Below are 24,639 nucleotides of genomic sequence, written 5' to 3'. Positions count from 1 at the left end.
CACGGCGCCCGAGATAAGTCGGTAATCAGGCGGTCTGACGTGCGCCGTTGCGGCTCGCCTGCGGGCGCTGCGCGCGCGGGGTGGCGTACCAGTAGCCCAGCCCCATCAGCACCATGCCGGAGACCATATTGCCCAGCGTGACCCACAGCAGGTTATGGCCGATGCCGCCCAGCGTATAGGCTTCGCCGTGCTGGCCGAACCAGGAGAGCGCAAACAGCGTCATATTGGCGACCGAGTGCTCGTAGCCGGAGGCGATAAACGCCAGCAGGCACCACCAGATGGCGATAAATTTCGCCGCGCCCTCAACGCGCAGCGCCATCCAGATCGCCAGGCAGACCAGCCAGTTGCACAGGATGCCCTTAAAGAACAGCACTTCCGCCGGCGCGGTGGTTTTCGCCAGCGCCACGCTGTGCACCAGGCTGCTGTCTACCGGCAGCAGGCTGCCGCCGCCATAATAGTACATCAGGGCGACCAGCACCGAACCCAGCAGATTGCCGAGCCAGGTCTGCGGCAGCACCGTCCACATCTGTCCTTGTGAAATCGTGCCGGCCTTGACGCCGAGCGTCAGGAACATGGTGTGGCCGGTAAACAGTTCGGAGCCGGCGATAATCACCAGCGTCAGCGCGATGCCGAAGGTGGCGCCCATCACCAGCGGGCGTACGGACGGATCCACCAGATTGCCGAGGGTGAAAATCAGGATGATGCCAAGGCCCACATAGGCGCCGGCCATGGCGGAGGCGATCCAGAAGCCGAGCGGGCTCTCTTTCGCCAGTTTGGCGATGCGCGCCGCGTTGGCGGCGCATTTGTTGAGGGTGTCGGTAAACATAGATTTTTCCCAGAAGGTTAGAATTCGTTATGCCGCCGCCACCTGCACCACGCCGTCGACCACCCGGCTGGCGAAGTGCGCCACTGAATGGGCCTCATCCTCCATGCACAAACCGTCATGCAGGCGGAAACGCTGTTTTTTCAGCGGGCTGGCGACCCACAGCTCGCCCTGATGTTCGGCGATCAGGCCGCGCGACAGCACGCTGGCCTGGGCAAAGGGGTCGATATTGCTGATGGCGAACACCTGTTCATCGGCGTAGGGGCGGAAAACCGCCACCTGCTGTTCGCCAATCAGGGCGCAGACGCCGGTGCCGGGCAGGATGTCGGCGACGGGACAGACGGTGATCCACTGGCTCATGCGTTGTTCTCCTCAGTGTCCAGGACGGTGACGGGGATGCGTTCGTCCGGACGGGCCGGGCGGTGCTGGTCGCGCTCGGCGACCATCTGCACGTTCGGGTCGCGCAGGCTGCTGTTGATAAAGTGGGCGAAGCGGACCTGCAGCTCCGGATGCTCAACGGTTTCGGTCCATTCGCAGACCACTGCGTCGCGCAGGCGCAGGATCTCCGCCTCCAGCTGGTCATTGATGCCCAGTTTGTCGTCGATAACTACCTGGCGCAGATAGTCGATGCCGCCTTCCAGACTTTCCAGCCACAGCGAGGTGCGCTGCAGTTTGTCGGCGGTGCGGATGTAGAACATCATAAAGCGGTCCAGATAGCGCACCAGCGTGTCGTGGTCGAGGTCGGCCGCCAGCAGGTCGGCGTGGCGCGGCTTCATGCCGCCGTTGCCGCAGACATACAGGTTCCAGCCGTTTTCGGTGGCGATAATGCCGACGTCCTTACCCTGCGCCTCGGCGCATTCGCGGGTGCAGCCGGAGACGCCGAACTTCATTTTGTGCGGCGTGCGGATGCCCTTGTAGCGGTTTTCCAGCTCAACGCCGAAGCCGACGCTGTCGCCGACGCCGTAGCGGCACCAGGTGCTGCCGACGCAGGTTTTCGCCATGCGCAGGGCCTTGGCGTAGGCGTGGCCGGTTTCAAAGCCGGCGGCGATCAGCTTCGCCCAGATGGCCGGCAGATCGTTTTTCTGCGCGCCGAACATGCCGATACGCTGCGAGCCGGTGATCTTGGTATAGAGGTTGTACTCGGCGGCGATCTCGCCGATGGCCCGCAGGCCTTCCGGCGTAATCTCGCCGCCGGCGGAGCGCGGGATCACCGAGTAGGTGCCGTCTTTCTGGATATTGCCGAGGAAGTTGTCGTTGGTATCCTGCAGCGGGGTGTGTTGCGGTTTGAGGACGTACTCATTCCAGCAGGAGGCCAGCAGCGAGCCGACGGTCGGCTTGCACACTTCGCAGCCGTAGCCTTTGCCGTATTTTTCCAGCAGCTCATCAAAGGATTTGATGCCTTCAACGCGGATCAGATGGTACAGCTCCTGACGCGAGTAAGCGAAGTGTTCGCACAGGTGGTGGTTAACCTCGATGCCCTGTTTGCTGAGCTCGGCGTTCAGCACCTGGGTAATCAGCGGAATACAGCCGCCGCAGCCGGTGCCGGCCTTGGTTTCCGCCTTGATGGCGGCGACGGTATGGCAGCCCATGCTCACCGCTTTGATGATATCGCCTTTGCTGACGTCGAAGCAGGAGCAGATCTGTGCGCTTTCCGGCAGGGCGTCCACGCCGATCGCCGGTTTGCTGCCGGCGTGCGCCGGCAGGATCAGGCTGTCCGGGTTTTCCGGCAGTTCGATGCCGTTCAGCGCCAGCTGCAGCAGGTTGCCGTAATCGCTGGTGTCGCCGACCAGCACCGCGCCCAGCAGGGTTTTATTGTCGGCGCTGACCACGAGGCGTTTGTACACCTCTTTGCTTTCGTCCAGATACACGTAGCTGCGGGCGCCTGCGGTGCGGGCGTGCGCATCGCCGATGCCGCCTACGTCGACGCCCAGCAGCTTCAGCTTGGCGCTCATATCCGCGCCGAGGAAGGTATTGTCGCGCCCCAGCAGATGGTCGGCGGTCACCTGCGCCATTTTGTAGCCCGGCGCCACCAGGCCAAAGGTGCGCTCCTGCCAGGAGGCGCATTCGCCGATGGCGTAGACGTCCGGGTCGGAGGTCTGGCATTGATCGTTGATCACGATGCCGCCGCGGCGTGCGGTGGCCAGCCCGCACTGGTGCGCCAGCTTGTCCTGCGCGCGGATGCCGGTGGAGAAGACGATAAAGTCGACTTCCAGCTCGCTGCCGTCGGCAAACTGCATGGTTTTACGCGCCTGCTGTCCGCTGTGGACGATCTCGCGGGTGTTTTTACCGGTGTGCACCTGTACGCCCATGCGTTCGATCTTGCGACGCAGCTGATCGCCGCCCATCGGGTCGAGCTGTTCGGCCATCAGCACCGGCGCGAATTCGATCACGTGGGTTTCGATGCCGAGGCTTTTCAGCGCGCCGGCGGCTTCCAGCCCCAGCAGGCCGCCGCCGACCACCGCGCCGCGTTTGCTGCGGCGGGCGCAGGCTTCAATGGCGTTGAGGTCTTCAATGGTGCGGTAGACGAAGCAGTCCTGACCCTCCGCGCCTTTAATCGGCGGGATCCACGGGTAGGAGCCGGTGGCCATAATCAGTTTGTCGTAAAACACCGTGCGGCCGGTGTTGGAGTGAATCACCTTCTCGCTGCGGTTGATGGTAATGGCGCGTTCGCCGACCAGCACCTTGACGCCGGACTTCTCGTAAAAGCCTTCGCGCACCAGCGACAGCTCTTCCGCGGTATGGTGGGAGAAGTAAGAAGAAAGGTGTACGCGGTCGTACGCGATGCGTGGTTCTTCGCAAAAAACGGTGATGTCGAATTGGCCGGGGTCTGCCTTTTCCAGCAGATCTTCGATAAAGCGGTGGCCGACCATGCCGTTACCGATGACAGCGAGTTTGACTCTGCTCATGATTGCCTCAAAAATTCTGGTTTCCTGCGCTTACCTTATGCCTCCCGCCATACGGCTTCTTGATGTAAATCAAGTCTACCCCTATATACCTCTAAAGTGGTATCTGCATGATTTTTATCGTTATTTGATAAGTTGCGGTTTTAATTCAACTTTAGCTGAATCGAGACAGTTTGATAGGTGTTGCACTATTTTTCGCCATTTACCCCATTTTTGCTGATGACCGTTTTTTGTCAGCCTGCGCAGGTGCCAGTATGATGAAAAAATCAGCCGTTCAACGGGAGAGGAAGTGTGGCAAAGCAAAGGTTGAAGTTTATCGACAATCTGCGTCTCAGCGGGCATGAAGGATTGTGGCAGTTGAGTATCGAACAGGGGCGTATCGGCCATCTGATCCCGCAGCCGACAGGGCAGGCGTGGCGCAGCGACGCGCTGGACGCCGAGGGCGGCCTGGCGCTGCCGGCGTTTGTCGAACCGCATATTCATCTGGATACCACCCAGACCGCCGGCCAGCCGGCCTGGAATCAGTCCGGCACGCTGTTTGAGGGCATTGAACGCTGGGCGGAGCGTAAGGCGCTGCTGAGCCACGAAGATGTTAAGCAGCGCGCCTGGCAGACGCTGAAGTGGCAGATCGCCAACGGTATCCAGTACGTGCGCACCCACGTGGACGTCTCGGATCCGTCGCTGACCGCGCTGCGCGCCATGCTGGAGGTGAAGCAGGAGGTTGCGCCCTGGGTAACGCTGCAGATCGTCGCGTTTCCGCAGGAGGGCATTCTCTCCTATCCCAACGGTGAAGCCCTGCTGGAAGAGGCGCTGCGCCTGGGGGCCGACGTGGTGGGCGCCATTCCGCACTTTGAGTTTACCCGCGAGTACGGCGTGGAGTCGCTGCACAAGGCCTTCGCACTGGCGCAGAAATATGACCGGCTGGTGGATGTGCACTGCGATGAGATTGACGACGAGCAGTCGCGTTTTGTCGAAACCGTGGCGGCGCTGGCGCTCAAGCTGGACATGGGCGAGCGGGTGACCGCCAGCCATACCACGGCGATGCACTCCTACAACGGTGCCTATACCTCACGGCTGTTCCGCCTGCTGACGCTGTCCGGCATCAACTTTGTCGCCAACCCGCTGGTGAATATTCATCTGCAGGGGCGTTTTGACGACTATCCGAAGCGGCGCGGCGTCACGCGGGTGAAAGAGATGCTGGCGGCGGATCTTAACGTCTGCTTCGGCCACGACGACGTGTTTGATCCCTGGTACCCGCTCGGCACCGCCAATATGCTGCAGGTGCTGCATATGGGGCTGCACGTCTGCCAGCTGATGGGCTACGGCCAGATTAACGACGGCCTGGCATTGATCACCACGCGCAGCGCCCGCACGCTGCAGCTGCAGGATTACGGGCTGGCGGCGGGCAACAGCGCCAATCTGGTGATTCTGCCGGCGGAAAACGGCTTTGACGCGGTGCGCCGTCAGACGCCGGTGCGTTACTCGATTCGCCAAGGGGCGGTGATCGCCACCACCCGGCCGGCGGAGACGACGATTTATCTGGACGATGAAGAGCGGGTTGATTTTCGCCGCTAGCGCGCAGGGATAAAAAAAGCACCGTCGCCGGCGGCGAGCGGTGCTTTTTATTCAGGGCAGCGACGGTTAGCGGGTCTCGTGGCCGTGGCTGCGGTGCTTGGTGACGAAGCCCAGCAGCAGGCACATCACGAACACCGCCAGATACAGGCCGTTGGCGGTGGTCAGCGCCGCGTGTGCGCCCCCTTTGGCGACGATCGGGCCGGTGACCACAAAGGTCAGCATGGTGCCGATGGTGCCGCAGGTCAGAATAAAGTTCACCAGCTTCGGCGAAGAGACCTTGGTCTGCAGCGAGCCGAGGGTGATCAGCGTGGTGTAGATGGCGCTGGAAACGAAGCCCAGGGCCATAATGTAGTAGCCCAGCATCTGCGGCTCGTCACTGCTGACGAACATATACATCGCGCCGGTCGCCAGCGCCGCCAGCACGGTGACGATGCGCTGCAGGTCGAAGAAGCGCAGCACAAAGCTGAACACCCACATCCCCACCATGTAAGACGTCCAGAAATCGCTGACCAGCTTGCCGGCCTGGCTGATATTCATCCCTAATGATTTGGTGGCGTACTCCGGCACCCACTGGATAAAGCCCAGCTGGCCGAGGATGTAGCACAGCGCGGCAATCGACAGGAACAGCACGCCGATGCCCCACTTTTCTTTGGCGACCGCTTCACCGGCGGCATCGCCTTTATTGCCCAGCACCGGGAACTCGGAGCACAGGGTCAGCACGAAAATCGCCAGATACAGCACGCCGATGCAGGCGTAAACCCAGTACCAGCCGATATGGCGCGCCAGCAGGGTGGCGGCGACGATCGGGAAGATCATGCCGGCCATGCTGAAGAACGAGTCGGTAAACAGCAGGCGTGAACCGCGCTGACGGCCGGAATACATATGGGTAATCAGGAAGGTGCCGATCGACATGGTAATGCCGCTCACTACCCCGAGGATAAACATGCAGATGGAGAACAGCGTCAGGGTTTTGCCGACCATCAGGCCAACCACCGCCAGCACCATCAGCAGGAAACCGAACACCAGTTGGCGTTTCAGCGGGATGATTTCCATCAGCCAGGCATTGAGGAAGATCGAAATCAGAATGCCGGCGTTCAGGAAGGTAAAGGTGTTGCTCATGCTGGAAACCGGCAGATTAAAGTACTCTGCAATGTTCCCCATCACCATCCCTGTGACGATCACTAAGGCACCGGTCAGCGCATAGGAAAAGAAGCTGATCCATGTAAGCCGGATGCGGTTGTTGTTATTCATTGAATAAGCCCGATTGGTCTGTTGGATTGGTAAATACCGGTGGCGGGCTCTGACGTCGCTTGCCAAAAAAGAGAGTCCGCCGATCACCTGGTGCAGCGGATCCTAGCATAGCTATTGATATATTTTATGATTACTGGCTAATTTTTGATGTAATCAATGAAAGAAAATTAATCAATTAGTGATCTGCATCTACTTTCACCAGCGAATCGCGGCTGATGACTCGCGGTGCGAAGGTGATGTGTGGCGTTGCCGGATCGATCAACAGGCGCGCGGCCTGCTGCGCCATCTCGACGATCGGGAAGTGGACGCTGGTCAGGGCCGGGCGGACAAACGGCGCCCGTTCGCCGCTGTCGTAGCAGATCAGCGAAATGTCTTGCGGGACGCACAGGCGGTGTTCATTGATCGCCAGCAGGGCGCCGATCGCCATCTCTTCGTTGCAGCAGTAGACGGCGCTGGGCAGCACCGCGCGCCGCAGCAGGCGTTCGGCGCACTGATAACCGCTCTCCAGGTCGTACGCCCCTTCGAGGCAGTCCAGCGGCGTCAGCCGCGCCGCGCGCATGGCCTCCGCAAAGCCCTGAATACGCAGCCGGCTGGAGGCGCGCTGGCGCGGCCCGCTGATGCAGGCGATGCGGCGGTGGCCGGCGTCGATCAGCTGCTGCGTCGCCATGCGGCTGGCCAGCGGATGATCGAACGTGACGCAGCGATCTTCCAGCCCCGGCACCTGACGATCGAGCAACACAAAACGGCGCTGCTCCGCCGCCAGCTGGCGCAATTGTTCGTCGCTCAGGTAGCGGACGTGCAGGATCACGCCGTCGCAGCGCAGGTTGAACAGCCGCTGGATCGCCGCCAGCTCATTGTCGGCGCTGTTGCGCCCCTGGGTGACCAGCAGCTGTTTACCGTGTGATTCCGCCTCGGTCTGCACAAAGTCCATCAGCGCGCCAAAGAAACCGCCGCGGTACGAGGTGGTCACTAGGCCCAGCGTGTTGCTCTGGCTGGAGGCCAGCGCGCGCGCCGCCGGATTGGGGGTATAGCCCAATTGGGCGATGGCCCGCTCCACTTTCTCGCGGGTGGGCGCTTTGACATTGCTGTCGCCGTTGACCACCCGCGACACCGTGGCGCGCGATACGCCCGCCGCCGCGGCTACATCTTCCAGTGTCACCATAGATTCCTTGCGATCCTGTGTCTTTGCACCGCCTTGCCGGCTAGCGGGCGGTAAACTGCGGCAGGTAGGCGTGATTGACCTGCAGCACCTCTTCCAGCAGCGGTTCGGCAATGTTGGCGCTGGCGACCAGCGGGTTGGTGACCAGCGCCAGCAGCGCGCTGCGGCGATCGCCGTGTACGGCGGCCTCAATGGTCAGACGCTCATAGGCCTTCACCTGCTGGGTCAGCGCATGCATGGAGTCCGGCAGGCGGCCGAAGGCCAGCGGACGGGCGCCCTGCGCATCGACGATACAGTTGGTTTCTATCACAGCATCGTCGGCGAGGCCATGAATAGCGCCGCGGTTTGCGGTGTTTACCACTAATTGCGTGCCGAGATTGTTGTGAATCGCCCGGATCAGCTCCAGCGCCACCTGCGAGTAGAAGGAGCCGCCGCGGAAGCTGAGCTGCTGCGGCTTGCTGTCCAGATGCGGATCGGCATACAGCGCGAACAGCTCTTTTTCCACCTGCATCACCTGCTCGGCGCGCGTACCGCGTTCGGCGGCGGCGGCCACCTCTTCCGCCAGCATCTCCTGCGTCTGGTAGAAGTAGCGGTGGTAAGGGCAGGGGATGGCGCCGGTGGCGCGCAGGAATGCCGGCGGCCACGGCTCTTCCTTGATGTTGTTCATGGTCAGCGTCGCGCCGTTGCACAGCTTGTCGATGACTTCGGCGGTGACGTCCCGGCCGTTGTGCAGCACCTGATGCACCCAGACCATATGGTTGAGCCCGGCAAAGCGCAGTTGAATAGCGTCAAACGGCGCTTCCAGCATGTTGGCGATCATATGGTGCATGCTGATCGGCACGTTGCACAGGCCGATAATTTTCGCCTTGGTATAGCGGGAGACCGCTTCGGTCACGATGCCGGCCGGGTTGGTGAAGTTGATGATCCAGGCCTCCGGCGCCAGCCGTTCGACCCGGCGCGCGATATCCAGCATCACCGGAATGGTGCGCAGCGCCTTGGCAAAGCCGCCGACGCCGGTAGTCTCCTGGCCGATCAGGCGATACTTCAGCCCCAGGCGCTCGTCGGCGGCGCGGGCCGGCAGCTGTCCGACGCGCAGCTGCGTCAGCACGAACTGCGCGCCGCGGATGGCGTCGTCCAGTGCAAAGTGGACGCTGACCGCGACCCGCTCCAGCCCGTGCCGCGCCAGCATGCGTTTGGTCAGTGCGGCGATAATTTCCACTTTCTCGCGGCCGGCCTCGACGTCGACCAGCGCCAGTTCGCTGACCGGCAGTTCCTCAATGCGTTCAATCAGGCCTTCGACCAGTTCCGGCGTATAGCTGCTGCCGCCGCCGATAATGGCGATTTTCAGGGTATTCATCCGCGCGCCTCCGCTTGCGCCTGTCGGCGATAAAGTTCGATCATGTCGTCTGCCAGATCCTGAATCACCATGGCGTTCATCAGGTGGTCCTGGGCGTGCACGGTGATCAGGTTGATGGTCAGCTTGCCGCTGCCTTCGTCCAGGCCGATCAGCCGGGTCTGAATCTGGTGCGCCTGCGTCACCGCCCGTTTGGATTCGGCCATCTGCGCGGCGGAGGCGTTAAAGTCGCCCGCCCGCGCCTGCTGCAGGGCCATCAACGCGCTGCTGCGGGCGCTGCCGGCGAACACCAGCAATTCCATAATGGTGCTTTCGAAGTCCTGACTGACGTCGGGGGTTAATTCACTCACGGTTAGGCTCCTGTTGCCGCAGATGCAGCGCGTTCGGCTTCGGCCTGCTGCATTTCCTGCGCGATTAACTGTTTTTCATACACTTTGAAGAACGGCAGCCAGATGGCGAAGTCGAGCGCCATCAGCAGCAATACCAGTACGGCGGCGCGGATATCCCACGAGGCGGAGATCAGCGCGCCGAGCGGGGCCGGCGCGGTCCACGGCGCCATGGCGACCATCTTTTCCACCAGTTCCCAGTGCAGGGCGAAGTAGGCCAGGACGGCATTGACCATCGGCACCAGCAGCAGCGGAATAAACAGCGTCGGGTTCATCACCACCGGCGAGCCGAACAGCAATGGCTCGTTGATGTTGAACACCGAGGGCACCACGCTCAGCCTGCCGATGGTGCGCAGATGCACCGAGCGGCTGCGCAGGTACAGCAGCGCCAGCACCAGCGTGGAGCCGGAGCCGCCGATGCAGACATAGAACGACCAGAACGGCGCGGTCAGCGTCTGGGTGGTGGCCGCGCCCTGCGCCACCAGCGCGGCGTTGGCCGCCAGGTTGGTCATAAAGATCGGGTTAAGCAGGCCGGTAACGATGTTGTCGCCGTGGATACCGGCAAACCACAGCAGGTTGGCGATCAGCACCATCAGCAGAATGGCGGGCAGGGTGTCGCCGACGCCGATCAGCGGCTGGAACAGCTGCATAATGGCGGCCGGCAGCAGCAGGTGAAACTCGCTCTGCAGCAGAATGCTGAGCGGGTAGACCGTCAGCAAAATGCCGATCACTGGATACAGCAGCTCAAACGAGCGGGCGATGGCCGGCGGCACCTGTTCGGGCAGGCGCAGCGTGATGTGGTACTTTTTCAGCAGGCGGATCAGCTCTACCGACCAGATGGCGCAGATCAGCGCGGTGAACACCCCCTGACCGCCGAGAAAGTCGAGCGACATTTTGTTGTCGGCCTGCGGCGCGGCCGCCAGCAGGAACGCCATCAGCGACAGCAGCCCGGCGGTCAGCGCGTCCAGGCCGTAGTGCCTGGCCAGGCTGTAGGCGGTGCCGATCGCCACGAACACGCTCATCAGGCCCATGGTCATAAAGAACGGCATGGTGATGGTGTTCCAGTGCGTCTTGGCGAAGCCCAGCCAGGCGCGGCCGAAGCCGGAGGTGGTGTCGGCGTCGAACGGCGGGTTGGCGACGATCAGCATGATGCTGCCGACGATAAGAAACGGCATGGCGCAGATAAAGCCGTCGCGGATGGCGATAATGTGGCGCTGGCTGCCGATGCGGCCGGCCAGCGGCGCGATGTGATTTTCCACGACGCGCATCAGTGAAGCGTACAGGCTCATGGGCATCTCCGCCGGTTCAGGCCATCAGGGCGAGGGCGTGGTCCAGCACTTTATCGCCGCGCAGCGTGCCGTAATCCATCATGTCGATCACCGCGACGGGCTTGCCGAACGGGGCTGCAAGCTGGCTAAAGCGCGCCAGTTCATATTTCACCTGCGGCCCCAGCAGCACGACGTCGGCATCGGCCAGCGCGCTTTCAAATTCGGCGGCGGGCACGGCGACGATCTCCAGCGTCAGCGCCCGTTTTTCCGTTTCGGCCTGCATCCGCTTGACCAGCATGCTGGTGGACATACCGGCGGCGCAGCACAGCACTATCTTTTTCATCATTGCTCTCCTGTTATTCCCGTGTTCGGCGCGCCGCAGCGTGAGCCGCCATCGGTTCTTTTTATGTTTTCGCTCGAATGAGAGCGCTCTCATTTTTAGCCTAGCGGCAACGCAGAAACAAAACGGGACACAGGTCGCAAAAAATGCCGAACAGTCGATTGGTGCAAATAATGCGTGATCGGCTTTGCAAAAATCTGCCTAGCGATCATACTCTTGTCAGGAAAATTCGGGCGTTAACTCGCAAAAATATGGGGCTGCCCGGGCAGTGCGGCGCGGCTTTGAGAAATTTCCCGCAATTGCGTAAATATAAGTAAATGGCTGGCGCTCATCAGAATGGCTCTTTAGAATCAGGGCGCTCTCCGTTGTTTGTCTCCCAGAGAAAGGACCCGCTCATGTTCAAACGTACCTTAACCACCCTTGTCGCCCTGTGTTCTCTGACGGCGATGGCGCCGGCCGCATTGGCCGCAGGCGAAACCCACGTCATGCTGACCACCTCCGCCGGGAATATCGAGCTGGCGCTGGATGGCCAGAAAGCGCCGGTATCAACGAAAAACTTCGTTGACTACGTGAACAGCGGCTTCTATGACAACACCGTTTTCCACCGTGTGATCCCCGGCTTTATGATTCAGGGCGGCGGCTTCACGGCGGATATGCAGCAAAAGAGCACCAAAGCGCCGATCAAGAACGAGGCGGATAACGGCCTGCGCAACCTGCGCGGCACCATTTCCATGGCGCGCACCGCCGACAAGGACAGCGCCACCAGCCAGTTCTTCCTCAACGTGGCGGACAACGCCTTCCTCGACCACGGCCAGCGCGATTTCGGCTATGCAGTGTTCGGTAAGGTGGTGAAGGGCATGGACGTGGTTGACAAGATTTCTCAGGTGCCGACCGGCAACGTCGGCCCTTATCAAAATGTACCGAGCAAGCCGATTGTTATTCTGTCGGCGAAGGTCATGCCGTAATCGCTCAGACCGGCCCCCGCGCGGGGCCGGTTTCTGTTTTCCCCTCCCTGAAGCTTCGCCTGCATCACTGTTTTCTCCTCCTGCTCATGGTGTAATCAACGCAGATAATCAACCGGATAGCCGGCGTTTTGTTGTTCCTCTCGTTCAGGATGCGTTGTTGTGATGTATGAATTTGACCAGGTGCTGCTGCTGTTGCAGCAGATGTGCGTCTATCTGGTGATCGCCTATCTGTTGAGTAAAACCCCGCTGTTTATTCCGCTGATGCAGGTCACCATCCGTTTGCCGCACAAGCTGCTGTGCTACGTGATTTTCTCGGTGTTCTGCATTATGGGCACCTATTTCGGCCTGCATATTCAGGACTCGATCGCCAACACGCGCGCCATCGGCGCGGTGCTGGGCGGCCTGCTGGGCGGGCCGTCGGTCGGATTTCTGGTCGGGCTGACCGGGGGGCTGCATCGCTATACCCTCGGCGGCATGACCGACGTCGCCTGTGCGGTGTCCACCGTGGCCGAAGGGCTGGTCGGCGGGCTGGTGCACAGCCTGGCGCTGCGGCGTGGCCGGCTCGATCTGCTGTTTAATCCGCTGTTTGTCGCCGGCGTCACTCTGGTGGCCGAAATCCTGCAGATGGGCATTATCCTCGCCATCGCCCGTCCGTTCGACGAGGCGCAGCGTCTGGTGGGCTATATCGTGCTGCCGATGCTGGTTGCCAACACCGTGGGGGCGGCGATGTTTATGCAGATTCTGCGCGACCGGCGGGCGATGTTTGAAAAGTACACCAGCGCGTTCTCCTCCAAAGCCCTCAAACTGGCCGAACGCACCGAGGGGATTTTGCGGCAGGGCTTTGACCGGGAAAACAGCATGAAGGCGGCGCGGGTGATCTATCAGGAACTGGGCATCGGCGCGGTGGCGATCACCGACCGTGAAAAGCTGCTGGCGTTTATCGGCATCGGCGACGATCACCACCTGCCGGGCACGCCGATCTCTTCGGCGCATACCCGCTGCGCCATTGACAATAACGAAGTGGTGTATGCCGATGGCAATGCGCTCTCCTACAGCTGTTCGATCAGCGGCAGCTGCAAGCTGGGGTCGACGCTGGTGATCCCGCTGCGCGGTGAGAACCAGCGGGTGATCGGCACCATCAAGCTGTATGAGCCGAAAAGCAAGCTGTTCAGCACCATCAACCGCACCTTGGGCGAGGGCATCGCCAGCCTGCTGTCGGCGCAGATTATGGCCGGCCAGTATGAACGGCATAAACAGCTGCTGGCGCAGTCGGAAATCAAGCTGCTGCACGCGCAGGTAAACCCGCATTTCCTGTTTAACGCGTTAAATACGCTGGTGGCGGTGATTCGCCGCGACGGCGACCGCGCCTGTGAACTGGTGCAGTATCTGTCGACCTTCTTCCGCAAGAACCTTAAGCGTTCGGATGACGAAGTCAGCCTGGCGGACGAGATTGAGCACGTTAACGCCTATCTGCAAATTGAGCAGGCGCGCTTTGCCGACCGACTGGAAATCGTGGTATCGCTGCCGGAGCGCCTGTTGGCGGTGCGCCTGCCGGCGTTTTCCCTGCAGCCGATTGTGGAAAACGCCATCAAACACGGCACCTCGCAGCTGCTGGGCACCGGGCGCATCACCATCGACGCCCGCAGCGAGAGCGGGCGCCTGCTGCTGCAGGTCACGGATAACGCCGGCCTGTATCAGGAAAAAACGCCGGGCGACGGGCTGGGTATGAGCCTGGTTGACCGGCGCATCCGCGTACGCTACGGCGAAGAGTACGGCGTACGGGTCAGCTGTGAGCCGGAGGCGTTCACCCGCATCACATTACACGTTCCACTGGAGGGAGCCGCCTGATGCTGAACATATTGATCGTCGATGATGAGCCTTCGGCGCGCGACAACCTGCGCCATCTGCTGTCTGCCGAGCCGGAGGTGTGCATTATCGGCGAATGCGCGAATGCGATTGAGGCCATCAGCCAGATCCATCGGCTGCAGCCGGACGTGGTGTTTTTGGATATCCAGATGCCGCGCATCAGCGGCCTGGAGATGGTGGGTATGCTCGATCCCAACCGGATGCCGCATATCGTGTTCCTCACCGCGTATGATGAATACGCGCTGCAGGCGTTTGAGGAACACGCCTTTGACTATCTGCTGAAGCCGGCGGAACCGCAGCGGCTGAAGAAAACCCTGCAGCGCCTGCAGCAGCGCCATACGGCGCAGGATGTCGCCGCACTGCCGGAAAGCGCGGGCTATTTGAAATATATCCCCTGCGCCGGCCACAGCCGGATTTACCTGCTGCGCTTTGACGAGGTGATCGCCATCCGCTCGCGCGCCAGCGGCGTTTACGTGGTGCGCAACGACGGCATGGAGTGCTTTACCGAACTGACGCTGCGCACGCTGGAGAGCCGTACGCCGCTGGTGCGCTGCCATCGACAGTATCTGGTGAATCTGGAACAGGTGCGGGAAATTCGCTTTGAAGAGGGCGGCGCGGCGGAAATGATTATGTCGGTCGGCGAGGCGGTGCCGGTCAGCCGCCGCTACCTGAAATCGTTGAAAGAACAGCTGGGGCTGCGCGGCTAGCGCTTGACGGGGTTCCGCCGCGCTTATAGCTTTATGACATCACAGGCGCATTTGCGCCGCGTCAGCGTCATCAAAGGAACAGCAAATGAGTGAAGCACGGATTATCGCCAAGGCGATGAAAGACGGAAAACCCGTTCAGGATTTGGCGATTCTGCCCGCCTTGGCTAACCGCCACGGCCTGATTACCGGCGCGACCGGTACCGGTAAAACCGTGACGTTGCAAAAAATGGCCGAACAGTTTTCACGCATCGGCGTGCCGGTGTTCCTGTCGGACGTGAAGGGCGACCTGTCGGGGATCGGCACCGAGGCGGTGCCGAATGAAAAACTGCAGGCGCGCCTGACGGCGATTGGCGTCGCCGACTGGCAGCCGCAGGCCTGCACCATTATTCCGTGGGATATCTACGGCGAGAAAGGCCACCCGATCCGCGCCACGGTTTCCGATCTCGGCCCGCTGCTGCTGGCGCGTCTGCTGGACCTGAATGAGGTGCAAAGCGGCGTGCTGCAGCTGGTGTTTAAAATCGCTGACGATAACGCGCTGCTGCTGTTGGATATGAAAGACCTGCGCGCGATGGTGCAGTACGTCGGCGACAATGCCAAACAGTTCAAAACCCAGTATGGCAATATTTCCACCGCCTCAGTCGGCGCGATCCAGCGCGGCCTGCTGACGCTGGAGGAGCAGGGCGCCAACCTGTTCTTCGGCGAGCCGATGCTCGATATCAACGATCTGATGAAAACCGACGCCAATGGCCATGGCGTGATCAATCTGCTGGCGGCCGACAAGCTGATTAACCAGCCGAAGCTCTATTCGGTATTTCTGCTGTGGCTGCTGGCTGAGCTGTTTGAACATCTGCCGGAAGTGGGCGACCCGGAGCAGCCGAAGCTGGTGTTCTTCTTTGATGAGGCGCACCTGCTGTTCAAAGACGCGCCGGCGGCGCTGCTGACCAAGATTGAGCAGGTGGTGCGCCTGATCCGCTCCAAAGGCGTCGGCGTTTACTTTGTGACGCAAAACCCGCTGGATATTCCGGACAGCGTGCTCGGCCAGCTGGGCAACCGCGTGCAGCACGCGCTGCGCGCCTTTACGCCGCGCGACCAGAAGGCGGTGAAGGCGGCGGCGCAGACCATGCGCGCCAACCCGGACTTTGATGCGGAAACGGTGATTGGCGAGCTGGGCGTCGGGGAGGCGCTGGTGTCGTTTCTCGATGAGAAGGGGCGTCCCCATGTGGTGGAGCGTGCGATGGTGATCGCGCCAGAGTCAAAAATGGGCATGCTGGGGGCGGAAGGGCTGAACAGCGCCATCAATAAGTCGCCGCTGTACGGCCGCTATGAAGAGATGGTGGACCGTGAGTCGGCCTATGAGAAGCTGTCGTCCGAGGGCTTTGCCACCGTCGGCCAGGATGCGGAAGCGGTGGATAAAGCGACGCCGCAGGCCGGCCAGCAAAGCGGCGGCGGCCTGATGGGCAGCCTGAATGAGCTGCTGTTCGGCTCCACCGGCCCGCGCGGCGGCAAACGCGACGGCATTGTGCAGACCGCCGCCAAAAGCATGGCGCGCGATCTGAGCAAGCAAATCCTGCGCGGCGTGCTGGGTTCGATCATGGGCGGCCGTAAAAAGTAATCTTTTCTTCGCGTAATGCATCGGCAGCCGTCTTCACCCTGGCGGCTTACTGCGGTAAGCTCCCGGACTGAGGCGGTTGCCGTCTTGTTGTACCCGAAAAATCTCTCCCAATCATAGGCTGTTGAACCGCCATGCTGCTGCTGATCGATAACTACGACTCCTTTACCTACAACCTTTATCAATACTTCTGCGAGCTGGGCGCCGAGGTGGTGGTAAAGCGCAATGATGAACTGCAGCTGGCCGATATTGACCGGCTGGCGCCGCAGCATCTGGTGATCTCCCCCGGCCCCTGCACACCGAACGAGGCCGGCATTTCGCTGGCGGCGATTGCGCACTTTGCCGGCCGGCTGCCGATTCTGGGCGTCTGCCTGGGGCATCAGGCGCTGGGGCAGGCATTTGGCGCCGATGTGGTGCGCGCGCGTGAGGTGATGCACGGCAAAACGTCGGCGATTCGCCATACGGACAGCGGCGTTTTTCGCGGGCTGAATAATCCGCTGACGGTAACGCGCTATCATTCGCTGGTGTTGGACGCCAAAACGTTGCCGGACTGTTTTGAGGTGACCGCCTGGAGCGAGCGCGACGGCATGCGCGATGAGATCATGGGCATTCGCCATCGCACGCTGGCGCTGGAAGGGGTGCAGTTCCATCCGGAGAGCATCCTTAGCGAGCAGGGGCACGCGCTGCTGAGTAATTTCCTTAAAAGTTAATCGGTTATAAGTTTTTCGCCATTATCGATGATTTTGGTTTGCCCTTGATTGGTTTTTTATGCATATTTTATGACTATATTGTCACTTTAGTGGCGGCGCTAAAAAACCAATCTCTTGAGGTGGAACCCAATAATGACGGAAAAACATGCGGTCAATCGCAGCACGTTCGATCAGGTGATTTTGCCGGTTTATGCACCGGCGCAGTTTGTGCCGGTAAAGGGCCAAGGCAGCCGCGTGTGGGACAGCGAGGGGAAAGAGTATATCGATTTCTCCGGCGGCATCGCCGTTACCGCATTGGGCCACTGCCACCCGGCGCTGGTGGCGGCGCTGCAGCAGCAAAGTGAAACCCTGTGGCATACCAGCAATGTGTTCACCAATGAGCCGGCGCTGCGGCTGGCCAGCAAACTGATTGACGCCACCTTTGCCGACCGGGTCTTTTTCGTCAACTCCGGCTCGGAAGCCAATGAGGCGGCCTTTAAACTGGCGCGCCACTATGCCATTACCCGCCACAGTCCGTATAAAACCAAAATTATCGCCTTCTATAACGCCTTCCACGGCCGGACGCTGTTTACCGTCTCGGTGGGCGGGCAGGCGAAATATTCCGACGGCTTCGGGCCAAAGCCGGCCGATATCGTGCACGTGCCGTACAACGATTTGGCGGCGGTCAAGGCAGTGATGGACGACAGCACCTGCGCGGTGGTGATGGAGCCGATTCAGGGCGAAGGCGGCATTACGCCGGTGGACGCCGAGTTCCTACAGGGTGTGCGCGCGCTGTGTGACCAGCATCAGGCGCTGCTGGTGTTTGATGAGGTGCAGAGCGGTATGGGACGTACCGGCAAACTGTTTGCCTATATGCACTACGGCGTGACGCCGGATATTCTCACCACCGCCAAAGCGCTGGGCGGCGGCTTCCCGATCAGCGCGATGCTGACCACCGAGGAGATTGCCTCTGCCATGCAGGTCGGCACGCACGGCAGTACCTACGGCGGCAACCCGCTGGCCTGCGCGGTGGCCGAGGCGGCGCTGGATGTGATCAATACGCCGCAGGTACTGGACGGCATTGCGCAGCGCCATGCGCTGTACGTGGCTAAACTGCAGCAGCTGACCGAGAAATACGGCGTGTTCAGCGATATTCGCGGCATGGGGCTGCTGATCGGCGCTGAACTTAGCGCGGCCTATCAGAATAAGGCGCGGGATTTCCTGGCGGCTGCGGCCGCGCATGGCGTGATGATCCTGAACGCCGGACCTAACGTTATCCGTTTTGCGCCGTCATTGGTGATTGAACCGCAGGATATTGAAGAAGGGATGGCGCGTTTTGAGCGTGCGGTGCAGGATGTGGTGAATGCGGCATAAGCTACCCTTGCCGTCAGCATAAAAAACGGCGCGTATGCGCCGTTTTCTTATTAATTAACGCGTGCCATAAACGACGATGGTTTTGCCGTGTGCGGAGATCAGGTTTTGATCTTCCAGCATTTTCAGGATGCGGCCGACCGTTTCGCGTGAGCAGCCGACGATCTGACCAATTTCCTGACGTGTGATTTTAATTTGCATACCGTCAGGGTGGGTCATGGCGTCCGGCTGTTTCGCCAGGTTCAGCAGGGTCTGCGCAATGCGACCGGTAACGTCAAGGAAGGCGAGGTTACCCACTTTCTCCGAGGTGACCTGCAGGCGGCTGGCCATTTGCGCGGAAAGGCGCATCAGAATATCCGGGTTGACCTGGATCAGCTGGCGGAATTTCTTATAGGAAATTTCAGCTACTTCACAGGCGGTTTTTGCTCTCACCCAGGCGCTGCGCTCCTGACCTTCTTCAAATAATCCAAGCTCGCCGATGAAATCCCCCTGGTTGAGGTAGGACAGGATCATCTCTTTACCTTCTTCATCTTTAATCAGCACCGCAACGGAGCCTTTCACGATGTAGTAGAGCGTTTCGGCCTTTTCACCTTGGTGAATCAGCGTACTTTTGGATGGATATTTGTGGATATGGCAATGAGACAGGAACCATTCGAGAGTCGGGTCTGTTTGCGGTTTGCCGAGAACCATTCGCTATTATCCTCTGTTGTAATCGCTGCCTTGTAACACAGGGATCAAAGATCCCTGTTAAACGCGTTGATAACCGGTAATGCATGCGGGCTATAAACAGGTTTTGAGGCGTGCCGTAAAATACGCTATTGCCCTTAGCATATTAACTTGCTGACGGTGCTGCAAGCTACATTCTGTTAACATCTCGCTGAAGATGCGTTTCCTTGGGCAGATCCCTGAAAAATCGGTGTCCAAAAAAGAGTTATTGCGGATTGTTTGTAGCATAGAGTGAGGCGAGTGTCTTCTGTTGTCTCGCTTCAGCATGACCAGCATCAGGTTCCGTTGCCAGTTTTAGTGCGAAAGCGTAGTCTGATTTTAAGAAATTAACCGGAGTGAGCAATATGCAGGCAAGAGTGAAATGGGTGGAAGGATTGACCTTCCTCGGTGAGTCCGCGTCGGGCCATCAGGTGTTAATGGACGGGAATGCCGGGGAAAAAGCGCCGAGCCCGATGGAGATGGTGCTGATGTCGGTGGGCGGCTGCAGCGCGATCGACGTGGTGTCGATTCTGCAAAAAGGCCGCAACGACGTGCGCGACTGTGAGGTAAAACTCAGCTCACAGCGCCGGGAAGAGGCGCCGCGCACCTTTACCGCGATCAATCTGCATTTTATCGTCAGCGGTAAAGGGTTGAGCGACAAGGTGGTGGAGCGGGCGGTCAATCTGTCCGCCGAAAAGTACTGCTCGGTATCGCTGATGCTGAGCCAGGCGGCAACGGTGACCCACAGCTTTGAAATCCGCGCCGTGGAATAAGTTCACCCGGCGTGCGCCGGGTGCTAAGCCCGCTATTCGATCTTTTTCCCTTCCAGCAGGCGCTGCACCAGCGGCGCCATAATCAGTTCCATCGCCAGCCCCATCTTGCCGCCCGGCACCACCAGCGTATTGATATGCGAGATAAATGACCCCTGCAACATCGCCAGCAGATAGGGGAAGTCGATCTGATCCAACCCGCGGAAGTGAATCACCACAAAGCTTTCATCCAGCGAAGGGATGGCTTTGGCGGCGAACGGGTTGGAGGTGTCGACCGTCGGCACCCGCTGGAAGTTGATATGGGTGCGGGAAAACTGCGGCGTGATGTAGTTGATGTAGTCTTCCATCGAGCGCACCACCGAATCCATGACCGCTTCGCGCGAATGGCCGCGTTCGCCGGTATCGCGGATCAGCTTTTGGATCCACTCCAGGTTAACGATGGGCACCACCCCGACCAGCAGATCGACATGGCGAGCCACGTCGTGCTGGTCGGTCACCACGCCACCGTGCAGGCCTTCATAAAACAGCACGTCGGTCGGCGATGGCAGCGGTTCCCACGGCGTGAAGGTGCCGGGCACCTGGTTGTAGGGCACCGCTTCGTCATAGGTATGTAGGTATTTGCGCGAGCGGCCGCTGCCGCTTTTGCCGTATTCGATAAAGCTCTGCTCCAGCAGGCCGAAATCGTTGGCCTCCGGGCCGAAGTAGCTGATATGGCGGCCGAGGTCGCGCGCTTTACGGATCGCGGCGTCCATTTCCGGCCGGGTATAGCGATGGAAGCTGTCGCCTTCCAACTGCGCGGCGCGGATATCCAACTGCTGGAATATTTTGCGGAACGCCACGCTGGTGGTGGTGGTGCCGGCGCCGCTGGAGCCGGTCACCGCGATTACGGGATGTTTGGCGGACATACTTGGGTTACTCCGTAGTAATAAAGCGCGCGTATCAGAGAATAATTTTTAGTGTGGTTGATACGTTTTTGCCAGCGGCAAGCTGCGCGAGTTGGTTTGCAAGATGTCCATTGTTACCTGATTTTTGTCGCCAGTCATAGGGCGCCGGCGCGATTAACTCTCCTGCCGGCCGGCGCGCAGCTGTCCGCGGGGCATGATATTGACGGTTTCATGCAGCTCCGACCAAACCAGCACCACCTCGCCGCTCTGCAGCTGGCGGCGCACGTCGGCCACCTTCTGCTCCAGCGAGCGTTCATGCTCGCCGTAGTCGGTGCCTTCGCGCAGCACGAAGGCTTCAATCAGGTTATTCAACGTACTGCTGTCCAGTTCTTTCCAGGGAATAATCACGTTATTTATCCAGATAAGGTGTAAGCCAGGCGGGAATGCGCTGTTCCAGCCACATTTTCGGTTTGTGCAGCGTGCCGCCGACAAAGCCGACGTGGCCGCCGCACTCGGTCAGCTGATACTCGATATTGGGCGGCAGCGCGCTCAGATCGGGGATCACCGCGTCGGTCATAAAGGGGTCGTCTTTGGCGTGAATGATCAGCAGTGGCGTTTGGATTTCCGGCAGCAGCGGCAGCGCGCTGCAGCGCCGGTAGTAATCGGTGGCGTCGCGGAAGCCGTGAATGCGCGCGGTAATGGCGTCGTCAAAGTCGCGTATCCGGCGCAGCCCTTTGAGCTGCGGCAGCCGCAGCGGCAGCGACGCCGGGTCGCGCAGCAGCTTGCGGGTGGCGTTCTGCTTGAGCTGGCCGAGCAGGTAATGCTGATAGACGCGGGAGAAGCCCTGCTCCATACGCAGGGAGCACGGCTCCAGCATCAGCGGCGCGCTGACCACCACGGCGGCGTCCAGCAGGCTTGCCTGGCGCTGCTGCGCCAGATAGCAGGCCAGCATATTGCCGCCGAGAGAAACGCCGACCGCGGCGGTGGGGGCGGCGCCATGGGTATCCCGCAGCCAGCGCAGGAAAAAGCGCGCGTCTTCCGTTTCGCCGGAATGATAAATGCGCTGTTTGCGGTTGGGCACGCCGCTGCAGCCGCGAAAGTGCATCACCACGCCCAGCCAGCCCTTTTCACGCCAGGCGTGCAGCAGGCCGTGGGCATAGGGGCTGTAGAAGCTGCCTTCCAGGCCGTGGAACAGCACCACCCGGGGCTTATCGCCCGCGTTTGCGGGGTCCTCGCTCCAGGCCAGATCGACGAAATCGCCGTCGGGCAGCTCCAGCCGCTGCCAGTGTGGTTGCAGCAGCACGCGGCGGCGCACCAGCCGCGGCAATAGGGTTTGCAGATGCGGGTTGCTGGCCCCGCTCAGGGGACGAAAGGTTTCATGCATAAGGTGAATAAAAATCTTGTTGGCGACTATTGTGTGATCAATAGCGCACTGTTAGCTTCAATGTCATCTGTTAACCATCATACTGCAAAAATCGCGCATGGGTGAGGAGCGCCCGTTTCATGGAATTAAGTTTGTTTCTTTCGCTGCTGGGCTTCCTGTGGGTGGCCGCGATTACCCCTGGCCCGAACAACATGCTGCTCACCACCTCTGGCGCCAATTTTGGCTTTATGCGCTCGCTGTGGCTGATGATGGGCATCATGCTTGGCATGCAGAGCATTTTGCTGCTGGTGGCGTTCGGCGTCGGCAGCCTGATCCTGGTCTACCCTTCATTACACCTGATTCTGAAAATCCTCGGCAGCATCTACCTGCTGTGGCTGGCGTGGAAAGTGGCGACCGCCGCCTATGAGAAACTGGAGACCGATATTGCGCCGCCCAGGCCGGTACGGCTGTATCAGGGCTGGCTGCTGCAGTTTCTCAACCCCAAGGCCTGGCTGATGGCACTGGGCGCGGTGGCCAGCTTTAGCCTGGAGGGGGAGCGATATAACGCGTCGGTCGTGGCCATCGCGGTGGGGATTTTTGTGGTCAATATCATTGCCGGGATCGTCTGGCTTGGATTCGGCACCGTGATCGGCCGCCTGCTGCGCAGCAAGAAGGCCTGGGTGATCTTTAATGTTTCCATGGGGTTGCTGACCGCGGCCTGCGCGCTGCTGATCTGGCATTAAGGAGTAAACCATGAGCGAAAATTACTTTCACGTTGACGCCTTTACCGGCGCGGGGCTGCGTGGCAATCCGGCGGGCGTGTATCTGCTGAAACAGCCGCTGGAGACGGCGCAGCTGCAGGCGATCGCCAATGAGTTGCAGCTGCCGGAGACCAGCTTTGTCTGGGACGACGGTGATGTGCTGAGCATCCGCTGGTTTACGCCGCAGCGCGAGGTGGACCTGTGCGGACACGGCACGCTGGCGGCGGCGCATGTGATGTTCAACGTGGTGAACCCGGGGCTGAACGATCTGCGTTTTCGCTCCGCCAGCGGCGAACTGTATGTCAAACGCGACAGCGAAGAGGCTGAGCGGCTGATTCTGGATTTCCCCAGCCGGGCGCCGCAGCGCGTCGCGCCGCCGGCCGCGGTGACGCAGCTGCTGGGCGTTACGCCGCAGGAGACCTGGCAGGCCACGGCGCTGCTGGTGGTGCTGGAGAGTGAAGCGCAGGTGAGGGCGCTGCAGCCGGACATTCCGGCGCTGATTGCCGCCGCCGGCCGGGCGGTGATCGTCACCGCGCCGGGTGAGACGGTGGATTTTGTTTCCCGTTACTTCACGCTGGACGGTGGAGAAGACCCGGTGACCGGCTCCGCCCACTGTACGCTGATGCCGTATTGGAGCGCGCGTCTGGGGCGCCATACGCTGCGGGCCAGGCAGATATCCGCCCGTGGCGGCGAACTGTTCTGCCGCCAACACGGCGAACGCACCCTGCTCGGCGGCCACGCCAGGATCTTTTTACGCGGGGAAATTCTCAGCGGATAGTGCGATTTATATCGCGATAAGTAATAAAGAAGACTTTTTTATTCTTTTACGCCTGGATACGCTCAGATAAAACTGTTGGCAACTGAACAGATCGTTATCAACGGAGCAGAATATGGCGGGCAAATTCTTTTCTCTACGCGGCGCGGCGCTGTTGGCGCTGTCGCTGACGGCGGCCAGCGCACAGGCGGTCGATGTGACCGTCGCCTACCAAACCTCGGCGGAGCCCGCCAAAGTGGCGCAGGCGGAAAACAGTTTTGCCAAACAGTCCGGCGCCAAGGTCGACTGGCGTAAGTTTGACAGCGGTTCCAGCGTGCTGCGCGCGCTGGCCTCCGGCGATGTGCAAATCGGCAATATCGGCTCCAGCCCGCTGGCGGTGGCCGCCAGCCAAAAACTGCCGATTGAGGTGTTCCTGATCGCCTCGCAGCTCGGCAGCTCGGAAGCGCTGGTGGTGAAAAACACCATCGCTTCACCAAAAGATCTGATCGGCAAACGCATTGCGGTGCCGTTTATCTCAACCACCCATTACAGCCTGCTGGCTTCGCTGAAGCATTGGGGCATCAAGCCTGAGCAGGTGAAAATCCTCAATCTGCAGCCGCCGGCCATTGCCGCCGCCTGGCAGCGCGGCGATATCGACGGCGCGTACGTCTGGGCGCCGGTGGTGAACGAACTGGCGAAAAACGGCAAGGTGCTGGCCGATTCGGCGCAGGTGGGCGAGTGGGGCGCGCCGACGCTGGATGTCTGGGTGGTGCGTAAGGATTTCGCCCGGCAGCATCCTGAGGTGGTGAGCGCGTTTGCCGCCAGCTCGCTGGCGGCGCAAAAGGCCTACCTGAACGATCCCGCCGCTTGGCTTGGGGATAAAGAACATCTCGCCACGCTGGCGCGGCTGAGTGGGGTGCCGGAAGCGCAGGTGCCGGCATTGGTGCAGGGCAACCGCTATCTGCCGGCGGCGGAGCAGGTGAGTCAGCTGGGTCAGCCGGTCAGTAAGGCGATTCACGATACCGCAGAGTTTCTGAAGCAGCAGGGAAAAATCCCGCAGGTTGACGCGGATTACAGCGCCTATGTTACCGACCGTTTCGTGAAGCAGCTGCAGGCTGCGCCGCAGTCGTAAGGGG

General features: G+C 60.6%; 24 protein-coding genes. 11 read left to right on the top strand and 13 right to left on the bottom strand.

From position 1 onward, the window contains the following. Window positions 1–25 precede the first annotated feature (25 nt). Genes nirC through nirB form a run of 3 tightly spaced genes read right to left on the bottom strand, consistent with a single transcriptional unit; the run spans window position 26 to window position 3,729 of the window. Window positions 26–826: a nitrite transporter NirC gene (nirC, locus tag D781_RS20790; RefSeq protein ID WP_015962190.1), complete on the bottom strand. Its 801-nt coding sequence runs from the start codon at window positions 824–826 to the stop codon at window positions 26–28. A 27-nt stretch (window positions 827–853) separates the two neighbouring features. Then, window positions 854–1,183 (bottom strand): nitrite reductase small subunit NirD, encoded by a 330-nt coding sequence (gene nirD / locus D781_RS20785; RefSeq protein ID WP_015962189.1) that lies wholly within the window; start codon window positions 1,181–1,183, stop codon window positions 854–856. Next, on the bottom strand, window positions 1,180–3,729 hold the full coding sequence (gene nirB / locus D781_RS20780) for a nitrite reductase large subunit NirB (RefSeq protein ID WP_015962188.1): 2,550 nt from the start codon (window positions 3,727–3,729) through the stop codon (window positions 1,180–1,182). The genes nirD and nirB overlap by 4 nt, the downstream gene beginning before the upstream one ends. Before the next feature lie 303 nt (window positions 3,730–4,032). Between nirB and D781_RS20775 the strand changes: the two genes are divergently transcribed. Further along, on the top strand, window positions 4,033–5,301 hold the full coding sequence (locus tag D781_RS20775) for a cytosine deaminase (RefSeq protein ID WP_275450142.1): 1,269 nt from the start codon (window positions 4,033–4,035) through the stop codon (window positions 5,299–5,301). A 66-nt stretch (window positions 5,302–5,367) separates the two neighbouring features. Here the strand turns inward: D781_RS20775 and tsgA are convergent, their stop codons facing one another. The 6 genes from tsgA to D781_RS20745 all read right to left on the bottom strand — a co-directional run bounded on the left by tsgA (window position 5,368) and on the right by D781_RS20745 (window position 11,062). Beyond that, complete coding sequence (tsgA, locus tag D781_RS20770; RefSeq protein ID WP_015962186.1) at window positions 5,368–6,552, bottom strand: MFS transporter TsgA; 1,185 nt, start codon at window positions 6,550–6,552, stop codon at window positions 5,368–5,370. Between the two features lie 175 nt (window positions 6,553–6,727). Beyond that, window positions 6,728–7,714, bottom strand: coding sequence for a LacI family DNA-binding transcriptional regulator (locus D781_RS20765; protein WP_015962185.1), 987 nt, complete (start codon window positions 7,712–7,714; stop codon window positions 6,728–6,730). Window positions 7,715–7,754: 40 nt separating this feature from the next. After that, entirely contained in the window at window positions 7,755–9,068 is a 1,314-nt protein-coding gene (locus D781_RS20760) for a 6-phospho-beta-glucosidase (protein WP_015962184.1), read from the bottom strand. Beyond that, complete coding sequence (locus D781_RS20755; protein ID WP_041412258.1) at window positions 9,065–9,367, bottom strand: PTS lactose/cellobiose transporter subunit IIA; 303 nt, start codon at window positions 9,365–9,367, stop codon at window positions 9,065–9,067. Before D781_RS20755 ends, D781_RS20760 begins: the two co-directional genes overlap by 4 nt. A 50-nt stretch (window positions 9,368–9,417) precedes the next feature. Further along, window positions 9,418–10,740, bottom strand: coding sequence for a PTS sugar transporter subunit IIC (locus D781_RS20750; RefSeq protein ID WP_015962182.1), 1,323 nt, complete (start codon window positions 10,738–10,740; stop codon window positions 9,418–9,420). A 16-nt stretch (window positions 10,741–10,756) separates the two neighbouring features. Then, window positions 10,757–11,062, bottom strand: a complete 306-nt coding sequence (locus tag D781_RS20745; RefSeq protein ID WP_015962181.1) for a PTS sugar transporter subunit IIB — start codon at window positions 11,060–11,062, stop codon at window positions 10,757–10,759. A gap of 392 nt (window positions 11,063–11,454) precedes the next feature. On the opposite strand from D781_RS20745, the gene ppiA reads away from it, so the two are divergent. The 6 genes from ppiA to D781_RS20715 all read left to right on the top strand — a co-directional run bounded on the left by ppiA (window position 11,455) and on the right by D781_RS20715 (window position 18,269). Beyond that, entirely contained in the window at window positions 11,455–12,024 is a 570-nt protein-coding gene (ppiA, locus tag D781_RS20740; RefSeq protein WP_015962180.1) for a peptidylprolyl isomerase A, read from the top strand. Window positions 12,025–12,186: 162 nt separating this feature from the next. Continuing rightward, window positions 12,187–13,872, top strand: a complete 1,686-nt coding sequence (locus D781_RS20735) for a sensor histidine kinase (protein WP_015962178.1) — start codon at window positions 12,187–12,189, stop codon at window positions 13,870–13,872. Then, complete coding sequence (gene btsR, locus D781_RS20730; RefSeq protein WP_015962177.1) at window positions 13,872–14,597, top strand: two-component system response regulator BtsR; 726 nt, start codon at window positions 13,872–13,874, stop codon at window positions 14,595–14,597. Before D781_RS20735 ends, btsR begins: the two co-directional genes overlap by 1 nt. An 85-nt stretch (window positions 14,598–14,682) precedes the next feature. Continuing rightward, a complete protein-coding gene (locus tag D781_RS20725) occupies window positions 14,683–16,209 on the top strand; it encodes a helicase HerA-like domain-containing protein (protein ID WP_015962176.1) in 1,527 nt (508 codons plus the stop codon). A 131-nt stretch (window positions 16,210–16,340) separates the two neighbouring features. Next, window positions 16,341–16,916 carry an aminodeoxychorismate synthase component II gene (locus D781_RS20720; RefSeq protein ID WP_015962175.1) on the top strand — a complete coding sequence of 192 codons (576 nt, stop codon included), beginning with the start codon at window positions 16,341–16,343 and terminating at the stop codon, window positions 16,914–16,916. Between the two features lie 132 nt (window positions 16,917–17,048). After that, window positions 17,049–18,269, top strand: coding sequence for an aspartate aminotransferase family protein (locus D781_RS20715; protein ID WP_015962174.1), 1,221 nt, complete (start codon window positions 17,049–17,051; stop codon window positions 18,267–18,269). A 54-nt stretch (window positions 18,270–18,323) separates the two neighbouring features. Here the strand turns inward: D781_RS20715 and crp are convergent, their stop codons facing one another. Continuing rightward, window positions 18,324–18,956: a cAMP-activated global transcriptional regulator CRP gene (gene crp / locus D781_RS20710; protein WP_004090925.1), complete on the bottom strand. Its 633-nt coding sequence runs from the start codon at window positions 18,954–18,956 to the stop codon at window positions 18,324–18,326. Window positions 18,957–19,336: 380 nt separating this feature from the next. On the opposite strand from crp, the gene D781_RS20705 reads away from it, so the two are divergent. Beyond that, on the top strand, window positions 19,337–19,744 hold the full coding sequence (locus D781_RS20705) for an OsmC family protein (RefSeq protein WP_015962173.1): 408 nt from the start codon (window positions 19,337–19,339) through the stop codon (window positions 19,742–19,744). Window positions 19,745–19,776: 32 nt separating this feature from the next. Here D781_RS20705 and D781_RS20700 read toward each other — a convergent pair whose 3' ends face one another. From D781_RS20700 to D781_RS20690, 3 genes are all read right to left on the bottom strand, one after another. Then, window positions 19,777–20,646, bottom strand: a complete 870-nt coding sequence (locus D781_RS20700) for a phosphoribulokinase (RefSeq protein WP_015962172.1) — start codon at window positions 20,644–20,646, stop codon at window positions 19,777–19,779. 153 nt (window positions 20,647–20,799) lie between these two features. Next, window positions 20,800–21,033, bottom strand: a complete 234-nt coding sequence (locus D781_RS20695) for a YheU family protein (RefSeq protein WP_015962171.1) — start codon at window positions 21,031–21,033, stop codon at window positions 20,800–20,802. 1 nt (window position 21,034) lies between these two features. Continuing rightward, a complete protein-coding gene (locus D781_RS20690) occupies window positions 21,035–22,009 on the bottom strand; it encodes a hydrolase (protein WP_015962170.1) in 975 nt (324 codons plus the stop codon). 119 nt (window positions 22,010–22,128) lie between these two features. On the opposite strand from D781_RS20690, the gene D781_RS20685 reads away from it, so the two are divergent. The 3 genes from D781_RS20685 to tauA all read left to right on the top strand — a co-directional run bounded on the left by D781_RS20685 (window position 22,129) and on the right by tauA (window position 24,635). After that, window positions 22,129–22,731: a LysE family translocator gene (locus D781_RS20685; RefSeq protein ID WP_015962169.1), complete on the top strand. Its 603-nt coding sequence runs from the start codon at window positions 22,129–22,131 to the stop codon at window positions 22,729–22,731. A gap of 10 nt (window positions 22,732–22,741) precedes the next feature. Further along, on the top strand, window positions 22,742–23,527 hold the full coding sequence (locus D781_RS20680) for a PhzF family phenazine biosynthesis protein (protein WP_015962168.1): 786 nt from the start codon (window positions 22,742–22,744) through the stop codon (window positions 23,525–23,527). 112 nt (window positions 23,528–23,639) lie between these two features. Continuing rightward, entirely contained in the window at window positions 23,640–24,635 is a 996-nt protein-coding gene (gene tauA, locus D781_RS20675; protein ID WP_015962167.1) for a taurine ABC transporter substrate-binding protein, read from the top strand. The last annotated feature ends 4 nt before the right edge of the window (window positions 24,636–24,639 follow it).

The sequence above is a fragment of the Serratia sp. FGI94 genome, from assembly GCF_000330865.1.
Classification (GTDB): domain Bacteria; phylum Pseudomonadota; class Gammaproteobacteria; order Enterobacterales; family Enterobacteriaceae; genus Serratia_B; species Serratia_B rubidaea.
This window is presented reverse-complemented; position numbering and strand designations above follow the sequence as displayed.